This window comes from Pseudomonas sp. P129 (assembly GCF_020312195.1).
Lineage (GTDB): Bacteria > Pseudomonadota > Gammaproteobacteria > Pseudomonadales > Pseudomonadaceae > Aquipseudomonas > Aquipseudomonas fragariae.
On record NZ_JAGPYS010000006.1, the window covers coordinates 128445 to 144465 of the forward strand.

Here is a 16021-nt window from a genome sequence, read left to right on the forward strand (position 1 = left end):
CACTGTAGGCAGCGCATCATCAATTTTATGTGAAAATGGTGAGAGGATTGGGTTGAATGAAGCTTATTTCACTGTAAAGAAATTCGTTGCAGCATTACCGCATTTGCAGAGCAGCGTGTCTCCGCAAGCAAGCTTGCGGAGACGTCATCCTTTCAAATGCGCCTGATCAGACCGAGCGACGGCGGTAGGCCCGGTAGCCCGGCAACCAGAAATTACGCTCGATGGCCTCAAGCAGTGCCTCTTCGGTAGTTTCCAGCGCCAGCCCTTCGGCTTGCGCTTCCCTGGCCACAGCCAACGCGATCTTGCGGCTGACCTGCTGGATTTCCTTGAGCGGCGGCAACACCGCATCGCCCTTCCCTGTCACCATCGGCGAGCACTCGGCCAGCGCATTGGACGCCGCCATGAGCATCCGGTCAGTGATGCGCGATGCCTTGCAGGCCACCACGCCGAGGCCGATGCCCGGAAAGATGTAGGAGTTGTTGCACTGGGCGATATGCACCGTGCGACCGTTGATTTCCACTGGCGCAAACGGACTGCCGGTGGCCACCAGCGCATTGCCGTCAGTCCAGCGCAGGATTTCTTCCGGAGTGGCTTCCACTTTGGACGTCGGATTGGACAGCGGCATGACCAGGGGTTTGGCACAATGCTTGTGCAGTTCGCGAATCACCTGCTCGGTGAACAGACCGCGCTGCCCGGATACGCCGATCATTACTGTGGCACCGGCGTGGGTGACCACGTCGAGCAACTGCGGAAAGGCTTCCGAGCCGGCAGTCCAGCCAGACACGTCGGCGGTCTTTTGCGCCAGTCGTTTCTGGAAGTCGAGCAGGTTGTCCATGCCTTCGGTCAACAGGCCGAAACGATCAACCATGAAAATACGTTTGCGCGCTTCGCTTTCGCTCAGGCCTTCGATGCGCATCGCTGCGATGATGTGCTCGGCGATCCCGCAGCCTGCCGAACCGGCGCCGACAAACACCACCTTCTGCTGGCCGAGGGTTTCATTCTTGGCCTTGCAGGCCGCCAGCAACGTACCCACGGCAACCGAAGCGGTGCCCTGGATGTCATCGTTGAAGCAGCACAGTTCGTCGCGATACTTTTCGAGCAGCGGCATGGCGTTGGACTGGGCGAAATCTTCGAACTGCAACAGCACGTCCGGCCAGCGACGCTGCACCGCGTCGATGAACAGCGCGATGAAGTCTTCGTATTCCTTGCCCGATACCCGCTCGTGACGCCAGCCCATGTACATCGGGTCGTCCAGCAGCTCACGATTGTTGGTGCCGACATCCAGCACGATCGGCAGCGTGTACGCCGGGCTGATCCCGCCGCAAGCGGTGTACAACGACAGTTTGCCGATCGGAATGCCCATGCCGCCGATGCCCTGATCGCCCAGGCCGAGAATTCGCTCGCTGTCGGTCACGACAATGATCTTGATCCGATCCTTGGTCGCGCTGCGCAAAATGTCATCGATGCGGTCACGCTCGGGGTAGGAAATGAACAGGCCGCGATGCGTGCGGTAGATCTTGGAGAATTCCTGACAGGCCTGCCCCACCGTCGGCGTGTAGATGATCGGCAGCATCTCGTCCAGGTGGGAGTCGAGCAGACGGAAAAACAGGGTTTCGTTGTTGTCCTGGATCGAACGCAGGTAGATATGCTTGTCCAGGTCGCTCGCACACTGTTTGTACTGGCTGTAGACCCGGGTGACTTGCTCTTCGATCGTCTCTACGTTCTGCGGCAGGAGACCAATCAGATTGAATTCGACCCGCTCTTGCGGGGTGAAGGCACTGCCTTTGTTCAGCAGGGGCATTTCCAGCAGTGAGGGTCCTGCATAGGAAATGTACAAAGGTCGCGAAGTTTTGGTCATTTTCTCTAATCGCCTTTTTCGTCTACTCATTAATTCTTTACGTCGACCGGGGCGGGCAGCCTGGCTCAGTTCTTGTTGTTTTTTCTTGTCGCCAGCTCTCTATCAGGCCATGCCGAAAACCATTCGGCAGATAAGGTCAGGGCGAACATATTACTCGCCTGACAGCGGCTTGCGACATTTTGTCGCGCAAAGAGTGGCTAAGTGACGCTATTGCAGGCGCAGCATCCCATGACCAGCCGGTGCAGTCGGCACGCTGGAAGGCATCATGGTCTCGGGTTGAAAAAGCCCCGACGGACGTCGGGGCTTCATGGGATCAGGCTGCGCCAGGCTTTTCAGCGATAAGCCCGATGGTGAACCCATCGACTGCCGAGATCCGGCCCCGCCACAGCACACCGGCATCACAAATCGGGTTGCCGTCAGTGGAATAGGTGCGGCAGTCCTTCAAGTGAATGAAATGGAAGGCCGGGGTGTCTTCAGATGACTCACCGGGCTTGAAGGACAGGATCATCTCTTTCATGGTCGCGTCAGTGCCGTTGGCGAACGAACTGAACGGTGCCGAGATATCGTCGGCCAACTGCTCGAAATACGCATCGTGAGAAATCAGATGCCCGGAAACCAGATTCCCGCCCACCGACAACGTCACGCCCATCTCCACCTTGGTGTTGGCAACAAACTTGACCAGCCATTGCAGCAACCAATCGATCTGCTTGCCCTGCCACTTGAACTGAGCAATCACGTCATCATGGCTCTGGCTGGGAGAAGGTTGCGACTTTTGTACCTGATCTACGTCCGACATCTGATAGCTCCTCGCCTCACAAAACGTTGAACCCAAGGTATAGATCAGAAAGGGCGAAAGCGAAACCGGGAGGCAGGATTAGTTTGCGAATGGCCAAAGGGTAGGTATGAAAACCACGTAATTTCGCAGGAGGACGATGTCAGTGCTTGTAATCTGCATGGGCAGCCAGTCGTTCGCTCAACTATTGCAGACAGCATATTGATGATTTTTTTTCACAATGACTGATCCAAAAGATCAGAGATCCGCCTAAAGGTCATCTATAGAATCGAATGATCGATTTCCGAAACGGAGTAAAACGATGACTCAGAACAATCAATCGCTCAGCCTGGAGAACCATACGGCGTTCAGCGGTACATTCCAGCCTGATCAGTTGACCATCGGATTCATCTCGCCCGCGCGCGGCTATCCTGACGGCCCTTTTCCCAGTCTGGAGGACCAGGCCGAGATCGTGCAGCGCCTCGATCAGAGCGATGCTGCAGCGCTGTGGCTGCGCGATGTGCCGTTTTACGATCCGTCATTTGGCGATACCGGCCAGGTCCTTGATCCGCTGGTATACGCGGGCTGGCTGGCAGCGCTCACTCATAGAATCGCCATCGGCACTGCAGGCATCGTCAGCCCGTTGCGAGAACCGGTTATCACCGCCAAGCAGATCGCTACGGCGGACCAACTCCTGGGAGGCCGCTTTCTCGCTGGCATGGCTTCGGGTGACCGGGCAACAGAGTACCCGGCTTTCGGGGTCGACTTTGCCAGCCGAGCGGAACGCTATCAGGAAGCGCTAACGCTGATCAAAACGCTGATTTCAGAGTCATTTCCGCGCCTGAAGACACAGCATTTCGGCCAGTTGCGGGGCGATATCGATCTGGTCCCCAAACCCGCAGCCCAACGCGTCCCTATCATTGCCATCGGTCGTGCTGGACAGAGCCTGGAGTGGCTTGCAGCCAATGTAGATGCCTGGATCTGGCATGGCGACGCGCTGCGCATGCCGGAGGCTGTGCCGCATTGGCGTGAGGCAACCGCTTCCAGAGGATTCGTCCCTTTCGGCTATGGCGCGATGTTCGATCTCGACACCAATCCTGACGCGCCGCTACAAACGGGGCGGATGCTGCGGGGCGGTCGAAAGGCGCTGAAAGACTTCTTCTCGCGGCAACGCGAAGCCGGGATCAATCATGTTGCATTGAACCTCAAGCCCACGCGGCGCCCCTCTCTGGAGCTGATCGATGAACTTCAGGAGCACATCCTCCCCGAATTCTCGATCACGTCAGGCTGAGCAAACAGGGACAGCTTCGCGCTTCTGGGCACTTGGCGACGCCGCGGCGTTGCGCGATCTGTTGTCAGCGGGTTTGCGATCATCCCGGATTCAATGATTATTCAAGCCCGCTCAACTCGCCCGGCAGGCGTGAGATTGGCTCCCAGGTAGGCGACCAAAGCGCTGACTTTTGGCAGCGCCTCGCGACTCCGAAGCCAGACAAGATTCATCGGAAGGCCTTCGGTAGCAAGATCCGGCAGCACCTCCACCAGCCTGCCGCTGTTCAGATGCACCTGGACCAGCCAGGTCGGTAGCTGAGCGATGCCAAGCCCCGCCAATACCGCCATCACCTCACCCTCTCCGTCTCCCACGGCAATGTGCGGATGCATGATCCTGCGCTCCATATCCCCTGGTTGGCGACCCTTGAAATACCAGGGGATCGCCATACCGTCATTTTGCCCATAGCCGATGCACTGGTGAGCATCGAGGTCTGACACCGTTTTGGGCTCGCCATGTTGGTTCACATACTCGGGCGACGCGCAAAAAATCAGCTTCTGCGTTCCAAAAAACTGGTGAGCGATGGCGGCTGGCCAGGCATCTGAACCACCGATCCTGACGACGATATCGATGCCCTCGTGCACCGGGTCGACGTAGCGATCGGAAAAAGACACATGGGGCTGCAGCCTGGGGTGCTGCTTCATGAAATCAAGAATCAACGGCAAGACATGTAAACGCCCGTACGAAGCTGGCAAATCAATACGCACCTTGCCCTGTGGCTCGGTCTGGGTCGAAGTCAGCGCAATCTCGACTTCCTCCAGATCCGAAAGGACCGTTGTGCAGGTACGGTAGAAGGTTTCCCCTGCCTCGGTGAGCGACAGCCGACGCGTAGTGCGCTGGAACAACCGGGTGCGCAGACGCCCTTCCAATCGCGCAATGCTCTTGCTGATCGCCGAGTTGGTCAGGTTCAACCGTTCAGCTGCGGCCGTGAAGCTGCCCATGTCGGCGACGATGACGAACACATCGATACCCTTGAGGCGCTCAGACGAAAACATAGACACTCCGATTATTGAATTCCATTCCACTCACTTGATAGAAACCAGCAAAAATAAAACGCTGTTTCTCCAATAGACTATGTCAAAACCTGTTCGGCGTTAACCCTCACGCAGCGCTGAACTGGCCCCGGACTACACCTCACGCTCGGACTATCAGTTCTGATGATGACGGTCGCAACATCCCTGCCTGGCAAGTTGGCGAGTGGCTAATGGGCTTCGGAGTGATCGTTGCGCTACCGCTGACACGTCGCCAGTAATCCCCTGACAGCCGCCCTCCAAGGCTGCTGCCGTCATTGTCCTTTTGATTCCCCCTCCACAGGAGAGACTGCCTTGACTCTGTTCAATGAATTCAAACTCGGCAACACGACCCTCAACAACCGCGTCGTCATGGCGCCAATGACCCGCTCGCGTGCCCCCGAGGACATCGCCACCGAACAGATCGCGCTGCACTACACCCAGCGCGGCACCGCCGGCCTGATCGTGTCGGAAGGCACGCCGATCTCCCGTGAAGGCCAGGGCTACCTGTTCAATCCAGGCATCTATACACCGGAGCAGATCCAGGGTTGGAAGCTGGTGACGGACTCGGTCCACAGCGTCGGTGGTCACATGTTCGCGCAGCTCTGGCATGTTGGCCGCGTGTCCCATACCTCGATCCAGATCGACGGCCAAGCACCGGTCAGCGCCACCACCAGACAAGCACAGGGTGCAGTTGCGTTCGGTTATGGCGAAGACGGCGAACCCGGCTTCGTGCCCACCTCCGTGCCGCGCCCGCTCACCACCGAAGAAGTGGCGCGAGTCGTCGAGGATTTCGCCCAGGCCGCGCAGAATGCGATTGACGCCGGTTTTGACGGCGTGGAAATTCACGGCGCCAATGGTTACCTGCTGGAGCAATTCCTCAACCCGCTGGTCAACGACCGCAGCGATCAGTACGGCGCGAGCAACCTGCAAGATCGCCTGCGCTTCGTCTTCGAAGTGGTCGATGCTGCCTGCGCCAGAATCGGTGCTGACCGCGTCGGTATTCGCATCTCGCCCTATGGCCAGTTGTTCGATATGCCGCTCTACCCGGAGATCGACGAAACCTACTCGGCGCTGTGTGCAGGCATGCGCGAACGCGGCATCGCCTATGTACACGTCATGGACCAGACGCACTTCTTCATGGCCGGCGAAAGCTCCGCCGCGCAGGAGCAGGCATTACGCAAACTGCTCAAGCACTGCAAGGCCGAACTGGGCAACACCGCGCTGATCCTCGCCGGCGACATGACCCGTGAACGCGCTGATGCGCTGCTGGAAGAAAACCTGATCGACCTTGCTGCGTTTGGCCAGCCTTTCATCGGCAACCCCGACTTGGTCGCCCGCCTGAAAAACGGCTGGCCCCTGACGACCCCGGACCGTGACAGCTACTACGGTGGTGATGCGCACGGCTACATCGACTATGCGCCTTACCGCGCTTGATCTAGTGGCCGGGGCGCCGCGTTCGAGCGGTGTCTCGGTTGGTCTCGCGGTGAAAGCTGCCTTTCAGGATAGGAGTGAGGGGCTGGCTGAGGATCATCAAATCCCGGAAACCAAAAAGCCCCGCATTGCGGGGCTTTGAGGATAAATAATGGCGGAGAGATAGGGATTCGAACCCTAGGTACCGGTGAAGGTACAACGGATTTCGAATCCGTCCCATTCGGCCACTCTGGCATCTCTCCAACGGCGCGCATCATAACAGCATCAACGCAGAAGGCGAAGCCCTTCTGCTGTTTTTTTTCGTGCTATCAAGCGCTTGCGTGTTTTTTTCCGCTTACAGCGGCACGCCCAGACGGTTTGCGACTTCTTCGTAGGCTTCGATGACGTCGCCCAGACCCTGGCGGAAGCGGTCCTTGTCCATTTTCTTGCGGGTGTCCTTGTCCCAGAGGCGGCAGCCGTCCGGGCTGAATTCGTCGCCGAGGACGATTTCACCGTGGAATACGCCGAATTCGAGTTTGAAGTCGACCAGCAGCAGGCCGGCGTCGTCGAACAGCTTGGTCAGCACGTCATTGACCTTGATCGACAGCTCTTTCATGCGAGCCAGTTGCTCGGCGGTGCCCCAGCCGAACGCCACAACGTGGGATTCGTTGATGAACGGGTCGCCCTTGGCGTCGTCCTTGAGGAACAGTTCGAAGGTGTGAGGGTTGAGCCTGGTGCCCTCTTCGATGCCCAGACGCTTGACCAGGCTGCCAGCCGCGTAGTTACGCACAACGCATTCGACCGGGATCATGTCGAGCTTCTTGACCAGGCACTCGTTGTCGCCCAGCAGCTTGTCGAACTGGGTCGGAATACCCGCTTCTTCGAGCTTTTGCATGATGAAGGCGTTGAACTTGTTGTTCACCATGCCTTTACGGTCGAGCTGTTCGATGCGCTTGCCGTCGAACGCCGAGGTGTCGTTGCGGAACAGCAGGATCAAGCGGTCAGCGTCGTCGGTCTTGTAAACCGATTTGGCTTTGCCGCGGTAGAGTTCTTCACGTTTTTCCATGATGGGCTCCGCTTGCTAAGTAGTTGGGCTAGGCGATATGTCGCCAGTCGAGCCCTGAATCTTGATCGGCCAGTTGCAGCCAGTCCGGGTCGCACCCGAGGGTGTCGACGAAACATTGCCGGGCCAGATGCGGCAGGTTGTTCTTGCTGCTGAGATGCGCCAGCACCAAGTGCTGAAGGTCCTGCCATCCCAGTTCGCTCACCAGGCTGGCGGCCTGATGGTTGTTCAAATGACCGGTTTCACAGCCAACGCGCTGCTTGAGAAAGACCGGATACTGGCCTCGGGCAAGCATGTCGCGACAGTGATTGGCCTCGATCATCAAGGCATCCAGGCCTTGATAACGCTGTAATACGTTGGAGCAGTAAGAGCCAAGGTCGGTCAGCAGGCCGAAGCGGCGCTTGCCGTCACTGAAGACGAACTGCGTCGGTTCAAGCGCATCGTGAGCGACCGACACCACGTCGATGTCCAGTGCGCCGATCTGCAGACTCTCCCCGCCTGCCAGCAGGCCGGCAATTTCCACCGGCTTGCGCATTCCGCGCAACGTCCCGCTGCTGAGGTAGACCGGCACATTGTAGCGCCGCGACAGCAAACCCACGCCATGCACATGATCGGCATGTTCGTGGGTCACCAGTATGGCGCTCAGCTGGCTTGCCGAGACGCCCAGACGAGCCAGGCGCCGCTCGGTTTCCCGCAGGGAGAAACCGCAATCGACCAGTACGTACGTATCGTTGCTTGCGACCAGCGTGCCGTTGCCACGACTGCCGCTGCCGAGAACCGCGAAACGCACTTAACCCAGGTTGTCTTGAATAACGCTCAACACCCGACGTGCGATATCCGCAGGTGCAACGGTGTTGATGTTCTTCTCGACGGTCACTTGAACGTTGTCACCGACCTTGCTCAGGCGGACCTGATAGCGCTCGGCACGGGCATCGATCTCTTCCTTGGTCGACTTGCTGCCAAACATGCGGCCGAAGAAACCAGGCTCGTTTTCAGGCGTCTTGGCCTTTTCAGCCAGGTTGATGTAGTACAGACCCAGGCTGCGGTTGATGTCCTCGACACGCCAGTCGCCCTGATCCAGCGCACGGCCAACGCTCGACCATGCGCGGTCCAGATCGGCACCGAGGTTCAAGACCGGGTTGCCGCTGCCGTCTTCGCTCAAGGCAACACGGCTCGGGGTGTCGTAGTCACGTGCCGCCAGCAGGGAAATAGAACCGCCCTTCTCGGCGTTGCGGCCCATGCTGGCCAGCAGATCGTCGGTCAGTGCTGCATCAAGGCCCAGGTTGGTGGTACGCGTCGGGAAGGCCACGTCGGCAGTGCTGCCGGCAGGACGCTCGACGCTGACCACGTAGACTTCACTGGTATTGCGCTGCACGCCCGGCTCGATGCGAACCCGTACACGGGTTTCCGAGTCGGCCGAGACACCAGCAGCGCTCAGGCGCTTGGCCACCGAAGCGGACAGCTCATCGAGGCGCTGCCACGAGGAGCTGAATTCGCCGGTCTGCGGACGCTCTTCAGCGATACGGAAACCGTTGTCTTCGAAATACTGATGAGCCACCGGCCAGACTTCGGCGGGCTGACGCTGCGCCAGGATCCAGTGCGCATCACCACTCTTCTGCAGGCTGAAGTCGCTCGACTCGGAAGTCGTGCCCAGCGGCTGAGGACGCGGCACTGTGTACTCGCCGTCTTTCTGAGTGCTGTCAGCCACGTTACGCGGGATCGGCAGCAAAGGATCCAGACGCTTGACGCCGCTGACATCGGCGGGCAACTGCATGGGTGGGGTCTGGGTCGCCTGGAGGTAATCGCTGCCGCGATCACGGAAGTAACCATCTTCGCCCCAGAGCCAACCGCAACCGCTGGTGCTGGAGATAATAAGAGCAAGTGCGGAAAGTCCGGCCAATCGCTTCATTGCGTGATACTTCCTCAATTAAACCAGGACGCCGGACTGGCGCATGGCCTGACGCAGCGGTTCATGACAGGCTTCGCTGAGCCAGGTAAGCGGCAGACGGATACCGTCTGGCATCAGACCCATTTCATGCAAGGCCCACTTCACGGGGATAGGGTTGGATTCGATGAACAGGGTGTTGTTGAGCGGCATGAGCTTTTCGTGAATCGCCCGGGCCGTTTGCGCATCGCCACGCATGGCCGCTGCGCACAGATCGCTCATGGCGCGCGGTGCAACATTGGCGGTGACGGAAATATTGCCCTTGCCGCCCAGCAGCATCAATTCGACTGCTGTAGCGTCGTCGCCGGAGTACACCAGAAAATCGCTGCTGACGCTGGCCAGGATGTCCTTGGCGCGTTGTAGGTTGCCGGTGGCTTCCTTGATACCAACGATGTTTTTTACCGTCGACAAACGCGCAACGGTCTCTGGCAGCATGTCGCAGGCCGTACGGCCCGGCACGTTGTAGAGTATCTGCGGGATGTCGACGGCATTGGCGATGTGGCTGAAATGCTGGAACAGGCCTTCCTGAGTCGGCTTGTTGTAGTAAGGCGTCACCAGCAGGCACGCGTCGGCACCCGCATTTTTGGCGTTGGTGGTCAGTTCGACGGCTTCACGCGTCGAATTGGCGCCTGTACCGGCGATGACCGGAATGCGACCTGCAACCTGAGTGACCACCCGGCGGATGACTTCGATGTGTTCGTTCACATCCAGCGTCGCCGATTCACCGGTGGTGCCTACGGCAACAATGGCGTGGGTGCCCTCTTGCAAGTGGAAGTCAACCAGTTTGCTCAGGCTGTCCCAGTCCAGACGACCTTGTGCATCCATTGGTGTGACCAGTGCCACCATACTGCCCGCAATCATGCAACCGCTCCTGCCGGAAAAAGAGAGCCGTAATGGTACTGGCGCTATCAGCCTTGTACAAGCGAAGTACCGCGCTCTGAGCATTCCCCTGAGCGATGGTTTTCGCTACCCTTCGTCCTTTGATCGGTACTGGTCACCTGCGCACCTCGCTCAATCGGTCGAATTTGTCGCCAGAAGCCCCGCCCCAGCGCACTCCAGCCCAGTCATGGTATATCCATGCGAGCCAGGCGCCGAGGGACCCGGCAAGTAATCTTGCGCCATCGATTGTCGAAACAGCCCCGCAAGTCCGAAAAAGTACCGACCGCTCATCGTCTAGGAATGCTGCATGTCGTCCACCCCCACAGTTCGCGAACAATTCCTTGTCATCAGTGCCCTTGGCGCAAACCCCATGGAGCTGACCAACGTCCTGTGCCGCGCCAGCCATGAAAACCGCTGCTCGGTCGTCACCTCGCGCCTCACCCGCCACGGCGAGTGCAGTGCGCTGATTCTTCAGGTGTCGGGCAGCTGGGACGCTCTGGCGCGCCTTGAAACCGGCCTGGCGAGTCTCTCCAAGAAGCATGCGTTCACGACCAGCGTCGTGCGCAGCGCCACGCTGGAGAACCGTCCTGAGGCCCTGCCCTACGTGGCCTACGTCAGCTCGGCGTACCGCCCGGACATCATCAATGAGCTGTGCCAGTTCTTCATCGACCACAACGTCGAGCTGGAGAACCTGATCTGCGACACCTATCAGGCTCCGCAGACCGGCGGCACCATGCTCAACGCCACGTTCACGGTGACACTGCCTGCCGGGACGCAGATCAGCTGGCTGCGCGATCAATTCCTCGATTTCGCCGACGCGTTGAATCTGGACGCACTGATCGAACCCTGGCGCCCACAAGCCCCAATGTAAGGAGTCCTCATGACTGTCACAGTAGATCATCCGGTTCCCGATTTTCAGGCACCCGCTACCAGCGGACAGACTGTCGAGCTGTCTGCGCTCAAGGGCCAGCAGGTGGTGATTTATTTTTACCCGAAAGACAACACGCCCGGCTGCACCACGCAGGGTCAGGACTTTCGTGACCATATCGCGCAGTTTCAGGCAGCCAACACGGTTGTGCTCGGTGTTTCCCGCGACAGCCTGAAGACCCATGAAAACTTCAAGGCCAAGCAGTCTTTCCCGTTCGAGCTGATTTCGGACAAGGACGAAGCCGTCTGCCAGCTGTTCGACGTCATCAAGCTCAAGAAGCTCTATGGCAAGGAATACCTGGGCGTGGACCGCAGCACCTTCCTGATCGACAAGGAAGGCGTACTGCGTCAGGAATGGCGCGGCGTGAAAGTGCCGGGCCATGTGGCTGAAGTATTGGCGCAGGCCGAAGCCCTGAACAAAGGCTGATCCGCGTGCCCCGCTGCGGCGCGCAAGGTGCCGCAGCGATTCAGCCCTGCTGTCGCGGCTATCGCGTCAAAGCAACGGGGCTACCGTCGGCTCATTGCGCGGCCAGGCGTCGAGCACGGCCTTGAACAGCGTGGCCAGCGGAATCGCAAAGAAGATCCCCCAGAACCCCCACAACCCGCCGAACAGCAGCACGGCGCAGATGATTGCCACCGGGTGCAGATTGACGGCCTCGGAAAACAGCAGCGGCACCAGCACGTTGCCATCCAGTGCCTGAATGATGCCGTGAGCGATCATCAGGTAGATGAACTGGTCACCCCAGCCCCACTGGAACAGACCGATCAACGCCACCGGCACGGTGACCACTACCGCGCCGACATAGGGCACGACCACCGATATGCCGACCAGCATTGCCAGCAACGCTGCGTAATTGAGCCCGAGCGCGGCGAAAGCAATGTAGGTCACGCCACCACAGATAAAAATCTCGATGACCTTGCCACGAATATAGTTGGCAATCTGGCGCTTCATCTCATCCGCCACCCGGTTGATCAAAGCGCGCTCACGGGGCAGATAGCCACGCGCCCAGCGGCCGATCATGTGCCGATCCTTGAGGAAGAAGAACACCAGAATCGGCACCAGCACCAGATAGATCATCAGGTTGACCAGCAGCGGCAGGCTGGAGATCGAGAACGTCAGCGCCAGTTGACCGATCTTGCCCACTTCACCCCGGGCGACCTCGATGGCCAGCAGCACCTGCTCGTCGGACACCAAGTGCGGATAACGCTCGGGCAGCAATAGCAGCACGGATTGCCATTTGGCGAGCATACCCGGGGCTTCGTTGAACAAAGTGATCAACTGGTGCCAGAGCAGTGGCACCAATACCAGCAGGAACACCAGCAATACGCCGATAAACAGGGTGAACACCAGACCGACGGCGGCCATTTCGGGCATGCGCAGGCGCTCCAGGGCACTGACCAGCCCGTGCATCAGAAACGCCAGCACCAGACCGGCGAGGACCGGCGCCAGCATGCCGCCCAGCGTCAGGACAAGGGTGAACGCCAGAAACAGCAAAACCGCCAGGACCACCGCCTCCTCGTCAGAGAAGTAGCGTTGCACCCAATTGCGAAGCACATTGAACATCAAACATCCTTTTCGGAAAAAACGCGGCAGTGGGTCAGGCCTTGCGCAGCCAGTAACGATAAATGCCGGCATCGACCTCTTCATGCAGCAACTCGTGCCCGGCGAGCCTGGCAAAGGTTCGAAAATCGCGCTGCGAACCGGCATCGGTGGCAATTACTTTAAGCACCGCGCCGCTGGCCAGGCGGTTGAGCTCCATCTTGGCTTTCAGCAGGGGCAGCGGACAGTTGAGACCACTGGCATCCAGTTCGGCGTCACAGGCCTCGGGGCGCACTACAGCGTCAGACATCGTTTATCTCCAGGCGGACACATCGAATTACAAAGCAGGTCCGAAAAGGCAGGACGAACAAGGCGGCAAGAATACCTCACTCTGGTCAGCACGCCATTGAGCCAGCTACAGTACAGGTTCTTCTGACCAGAGCTTCATGCATGAATTTTTTGCGTCCTACACTGCTCACCCTCGCTTGCCTGTTCGCTACACACGGCATGGCGGATGACCTCCCCTCGCTTGGTGACGCCAGCTCCTCGATTGTCTCCCCCGAACAGGAGCACCGTCTGGGCCGTGCGTGGCTGGGGTTGCTGCGCGGCCAGGTGGCGCAGCTGTCGGACCCGCAACTCAAGGACTACGTCGAGACTTCGGTCTACAGCCTTGCCGAGACCAGTCAGGTTCAGGACCGGCGGCTTGAATTCATCCTGATCAACAGCCCGCAGCTCAACGCCTTTGCCGCACCCGGCGGCATCATCGGCGTCAACGGCGGGTTGTTTCTCAACGCTCAGACCGAGGGTGAGTATGCCTCGGTACTGGCTCACGAACTGGCTCACTTGTCACAACGCCACTTCGCCAGGGGCATCGAGGCCCAGCAACGCATGCAGGTGCCGGTCATGGCCGCGATGCTGGCGGGTATCGTCATGGCAGCCGCAGGCGCCGGTGACGCGGGTATCGCCACCATCGCTGGCTCACAGGCTGCCGCGATCCAGGAACAACGGCGCTTTTCGCGCCAGAACGAGCAGGAGGCCGACCGCATCGGCATTCTCAACCTGGAGAAGGCCGGTTATGACCCGCGCAACATGCCGACCATGTTCGAGCGCCTCATGCGCCAGTATCGATTCGACGCCAGGCCTCCGGAGTTTCTGCTGACTCACCCGGTCAGCGAGTCGCGGATCGCCGACACACGCAACCGTGCCGAGCAGGCCAAACCGGGCGGCAAGGAAGACAGTCTGCTGTACCAACTGATGCGCGCCCGCGTGGCGCTGATCTACGAAGAAACCCCAGGCATTGCCGCCAAACGCTTCCGTGCGCAACTGGTTGAAAACCCGAAATCCGATCCGGCGCGCTATGGCCTGGCCATCGCGCAGATCAAGGGCGGACAACTGAACGAGGCCAGGGAAACCCTCAAGCCATTGCTCGAAAAAGCGCCGAATGACATTACCTACAACCTGACGCAGATCGACCTGGACATCACCAATAACCGCCTGGCCGATGCGCAGCAACGTGTCGATCGCATGCTGACGCTGTACCCCGGCAATTATCCGCTCAATGACGTGCGTATCGACGTGCTGCTCAAGCAGAACCGCACGGCCGAAGCCGAGAAAAGCCTTGAAGCGCTGCTCAAGACCCGCCCGGATGATCCGGACATCTGGTACGTCGTGGCGGAAACCCGTGGCCTGAATGGCAACACCATCGGCCTGCATCAGGCGCGCGCTGAATACTTTGCGCTGGTCGGTGATTTCCGTCAGGCGATCCAGCAGCTGGACTTCGCCAAACGCCGTGCGGCCAATAATTTTCAGTTGGCGTCACGTATCGATGCGCGGCAAAAGGATCTGATCGAGCAGGAACGAATGGTCAAGGACATGATGAACTGATCGTCCGGCGTCGCAAGACGCCCGATATGGCCCGAATGAAAAGCCCGACGCTTCAGTCGGGCTTTTTCATGACCGCTGTCAGGCGTTGCCTGCCTGTCGCAAGCGTGCTGCCTGAGTGAAGTCCAGCATGCGCTGCAAGGGGCGTACAGCATTGGGGATCAGCGCCGGGTCGACGAATATCTCGTTACTGCCCTCACGCAGGCACTGCAAGGTGCGCTCAAGCGTATTCATCGCCATCCACGGGCAATGTGCACAACTCCGGCACGCCGCGCCGTTACCGGCCGTAGGCGCCTCGATGAAGATCTTGTCCGGGCACAGCTGCTGCATCTTGTAGAAGATGCCCCGGTCAGTGGCGACGATGAACGTCTTGTTGGGCAGGCGTTGCGCTGCGGCAATCATCTGGCTGGTCGAGCCGACCACGTCAGCCAGTTCGATGACCGCTTCCGGCGACTCCGGGTGAACCAGAATCGCCGCCTCGGGGTACAGGGCTTTCATGTCTTCGAGCTGCTTGGATTTGAACTCTTCGTGAACGATGCAGGCACCGTCCCACAACAGCATGTCGGCACCGGTTTCACGCTGGATGTAGCGACCCAGGTGCTTGTCTGGCGCCCAGATGATTTTCTCACCGTTGTCCATCAGGCTCTCAACGATTTCCAGCGCACAGCCTGAGGTCACCACCCAGTCCGCGCGGGCTTTGACGGCTGCCGAGGTGTTGGCATACACCACCACGGTACGTTCCGGGTGCTGGTCGCAAAAGGCGGAAAACTCGTCGACCGGGCACCCCACGTCAAGCGAGCAGGTGGCTTCAAGCGTCGGCATGAACACGCGTTTTTCCGGGTTGAGGATCTTCGCGGTTTCGCCCATGAAACGCACACCCGCCACCAATACAGTGCTGGCCGCGTGGTTATTGCTGAAGCGCGCCATTTCCAGGGAGTCGGCCACGCAGCCACCGGTCTCCTCGGCCAGCGCCTGGATAACCGGATCACAGTAATAGTGAGCAACCAGCACGGCGTCCTGCTTCTTGAGTTCAGCAGCAATGTCGGCACGGTAACGCGCCTGCTCTGCCGGGCTCAACGTCCTGGGCTGTTTGGCATCGAGATGCGCCTGCACCAGGAAACGTTCGGAGATCTGTGTCATGTTCACGGGACCTGAAAGCGCCAGTGCGCGAAAGGCAAGTTTACACCCGAAATACAGGCAATAAAAAAAGCCTGACAGAGGCTGCGCCATCTGTACAAAGGCTTATGGCTGATATCCGGTGGACACCGGCCAGACTTCTTAAGGCGCGCCGATTCTAGCGCCAAAAAACTGATTTAACAGCTGTTTCTGGCTCAGCAGGCAGCGATGAGAAGCGTTCTTGAAGACCGCTTGCCGAGGGCACGGAAAGCCCGGTACTGGCTGTCGAC

At 59.2% G+C, this 16021-nt stretch carries 15 protein-coding genes and 1 tRNA gene; 5 read left to right on the forward strand and 11 right to left on the reverse strand.

The genetic code is table 11. From position 1 onward, the window contains the following. Positions 1-166 precede the first annotated feature (166 nt). Positions 167-1858, reverse strand: coding sequence for an NAD-dependent malic enzyme (locus tag KBY02_RS16050; protein ID WP_003409449.1), 1692 nt, complete (start codon positions 1856-1858; stop codon positions 167-169). 313 nt (positions 1859-2171) lie between these two features. Beyond that, positions 2172-2654: a gas vesicle accessory protein GvpU gene (gvpU, locus tag KBY02_RS16055; protein WP_010432140.1), complete on the reverse strand. Its 483-nt coding sequence runs from the start codon at positions 2652-2654 to the stop codon at positions 2172-2174. Positions 2655-2952: 298 nt separating this feature from the next. Here gvpU and KBY02_RS16060 point away from each other — a divergent pair, with 298 nt between their 5' ends. Continuing rightward, positions 2953-3921 (forward strand): LLM class oxidoreductase, encoded by a 969-nt coding sequence (locus KBY02_RS16060; protein ID WP_011267096.1) that lies wholly within the window; start codon positions 2953-2955, stop codon positions 3919-3921. Positions 3922-4022: 101 nt separating this feature from the next. Here the strand turns inward: KBY02_RS16060 and KBY02_RS16065 are convergent, their stop codons facing one another. Further along, entirely contained in the window at positions 4023-4952 is a 930-nt protein-coding gene (locus KBY02_RS16065; RefSeq protein ID WP_024659517.1) for a LysR substrate-binding domain-containing protein, read from the reverse strand. Positions 4953-5282: 330 nt separating this feature from the next. Here KBY02_RS16065 and KBY02_RS16070 point away from each other — a divergent pair, with 330 nt between their 5' ends. Continuing rightward, a complete protein-coding gene (locus KBY02_RS16070; protein WP_024659516.1) occupies positions 5283-6404 on the forward strand; it encodes an alkene reductase in 1122 nt (373 codons plus the stop codon). Positions 6405-6553: 149 nt separating this feature from the next. Here the strand turns inward: KBY02_RS16070 and KBY02_RS16075 are convergent. The 5 genes from KBY02_RS16075 to dapA all read right to left on the reverse strand — a co-directional run bounded on the left by KBY02_RS16075 (position 6554) and on the right by dapA (position 10249). After that, positions 6554-6643: transfer RNA gene (locus KBY02_RS16075), tRNA-Ser, on the reverse strand. Between the two features lie 92 nt (positions 6644-6735). Then, positions 6736-7446: a phosphoribosylaminoimidazolesuccinocarboxamide synthase gene (gene purC / locus KBY02_RS16080; protein ID WP_225650619.1), complete on the reverse strand. Its 711-nt coding sequence runs from the start codon at positions 7444-7446 to the stop codon at positions 6736-6738. 28 nt (positions 7447-7474) lie between these two features. Continuing rightward, positions 7475-8233: an MBL fold metallo-hydrolase gene (locus tag KBY02_RS16085; protein WP_011267088.1), complete on the reverse strand. Its 759-nt coding sequence runs from the start codon at positions 8231-8233 to the stop codon at positions 7475-7477. Further along, positions 8234-9352 (reverse strand): outer membrane protein assembly factor BamC, encoded by a 1119-nt coding sequence (gene bamC / locus KBY02_RS16090; protein ID WP_004406091.1) that lies wholly within the window; start codon positions 9350-9352, stop codon positions 8234-8236. A gap of 18 nt (positions 9353-9370) precedes the next feature. Further along, entirely contained in the window at positions 9371-10249 is an 879-nt protein-coding gene (gene dapA, locus KBY02_RS16095) for a 4-hydroxy-tetrahydrodipicolinate synthase (RefSeq protein ID WP_003317384.1), read from the reverse strand. A gap of 325 nt (positions 10250-10574) precedes the next feature. Between dapA and KBY02_RS16100 the strand changes: the two genes are divergently transcribed. Then, entirely contained in the window at positions 10575-11138 is a 564-nt protein-coding gene (locus tag KBY02_RS16100) for a glycine cleavage system protein R (protein WP_003368263.1), read from the forward strand. A gap of 9 nt (positions 11139-11147) precedes the next feature. Next, complete coding sequence (locus KBY02_RS16105; protein ID WP_003317382.1) at positions 11148-11621, forward strand: peroxiredoxin; 474 nt, start codon at positions 11148-11150, stop codon at positions 11619-11621. A gap of 66 nt (positions 11622-11687) precedes the next feature. On the opposite strand, the gene KBY02_RS16110 is transcribed toward KBY02_RS16105, so the two are convergent. After that, positions 11688-12758 (reverse strand): AI-2E family transporter, encoded by a 1071-nt coding sequence (locus KBY02_RS16110; RefSeq protein WP_011267087.1) that lies wholly within the window; start codon positions 12756-12758, stop codon positions 11688-11690. Between the two features lie 34 nt (positions 12759-12792). Further along, positions 12793-13044 (reverse strand): sulfurtransferase TusA family protein, encoded by a 252-nt coding sequence (locus tag KBY02_RS16115; RefSeq protein ID WP_003317380.1) that lies wholly within the window; start codon positions 13042-13044, stop codon positions 12793-12795. Between the two features lie 140 nt (positions 13045-13184). On the opposite strand from KBY02_RS16115, the gene KBY02_RS16120 reads away from it, so the two are divergent. Continuing rightward, positions 13185-14618: a M48 family metalloprotease gene (locus tag KBY02_RS16120; protein WP_003409438.1), complete on the forward strand. Its 1434-nt coding sequence runs from the start codon at positions 13185-13187 to the stop codon at positions 14616-14618. Between the two features lie 78 nt (positions 14619-14696). Here the strand turns inward: KBY02_RS16120 and nadA are convergent, their stop codons facing one another. Then, positions 14697-15755, reverse strand: a complete 1059-nt coding sequence (nadA, locus tag KBY02_RS16125) for a quinolinate synthase NadA (RefSeq protein WP_024651788.1) — start codon at positions 15753-15755, stop codon at positions 14697-14699. Between the last annotated feature and the right edge of the window lie 266 nt (positions 15756-16021).

What these genes read in the sequence shown, in the direction of transcription:
- KBY02_RS16050 (WP_003409449.1), bottom strand. Translation starts at nt 1,858, where the DNA reads ATGACCAAAACTTCGCGACCTTTGTACATTTCCTATGCAGGACCCTCA.
- gvpU (WP_010432140.1), bottom strand. Translation starts at nt 2,654, where the DNA reads ATGTCGGACGTAGATCAGGTACAAAAGTCGCAACCTTCTCCCAGCCAG.
- KBY02_RS16060 (WP_011267096.1), top strand. Translation starts at nt 2,953, where the DNA reads ATGACTCAGAACAATCAATCGCTCAGCCTGGAGAACCATACGGCGTTC.
- KBY02_RS16065 (WP_024659517.1), bottom strand. Translation starts at nt 4,952, where the DNA reads ATGTTTTCGTCTGAGCGCCTCAAGGGTATCGATGTGTTCGTCATCGTC.
- purC (WP_225650619.1), bottom strand. Translation starts at nt 7,446, where the DNA reads ATGGAAAAACGTGAAGAACTCTACCGCGGCAAAGCCAAATCGGTTTAC.
- bamC (WP_004406091.1), bottom strand. Translation starts at nt 9,352, where the DNA reads ATGAAGCGATTGGCCGGACTTTCCGCACTTGCTCTTATTATCTCCAGC.
- dapA (WP_003317384.1), bottom strand. Translation starts at nt 10,249, where the DNA reads ATGATTGCGGGCAGTATGGTGGCACTGGTCACACCAATGGATGCACAA.
- KBY02_RS16100 (WP_003368263.1), top strand. Translation starts at nt 10,575, where the DNA reads ATGTCGTCCACCCCCACAGTTCGCGAACAATTCCTTGTCATCAGTGCC.
- KBY02_RS16105 (WP_003317382.1), top strand. Translation starts at nt 11,148, where the DNA reads ATGACTGTCACAGTAGATCATCCGGTTCCCGATTTTCAGGCACCCGCT.
- KBY02_RS16110 (WP_011267087.1), bottom strand. Translation starts at nt 12,758, where the DNA reads ATGTTCAATGTGCTTCGCAATTGGGTGCAACGCTACTTCTCTGACGAG.
- KBY02_RS16115 (WP_003317380.1), bottom strand. Translation starts at nt 13,044, where the DNA reads ATGTCTGACGCTGTAGTGCGCCCCGAGGCCTGTGACGCCGAACTGGAT.
- KBY02_RS16120 (WP_003409438.1), top strand. Translation starts at nt 13,185, where the DNA reads ATGAATTTTTTGCGTCCTACACTGCTCACCCTCGCTTGCCTGTTCGCT.
- nadA (WP_024651788.1), bottom strand. Translation starts at nt 15,755, where the DNA reads ATGACACAGATCTCCGAACGTTTCCTGGTGCAGGCGCATCTCGATGCC.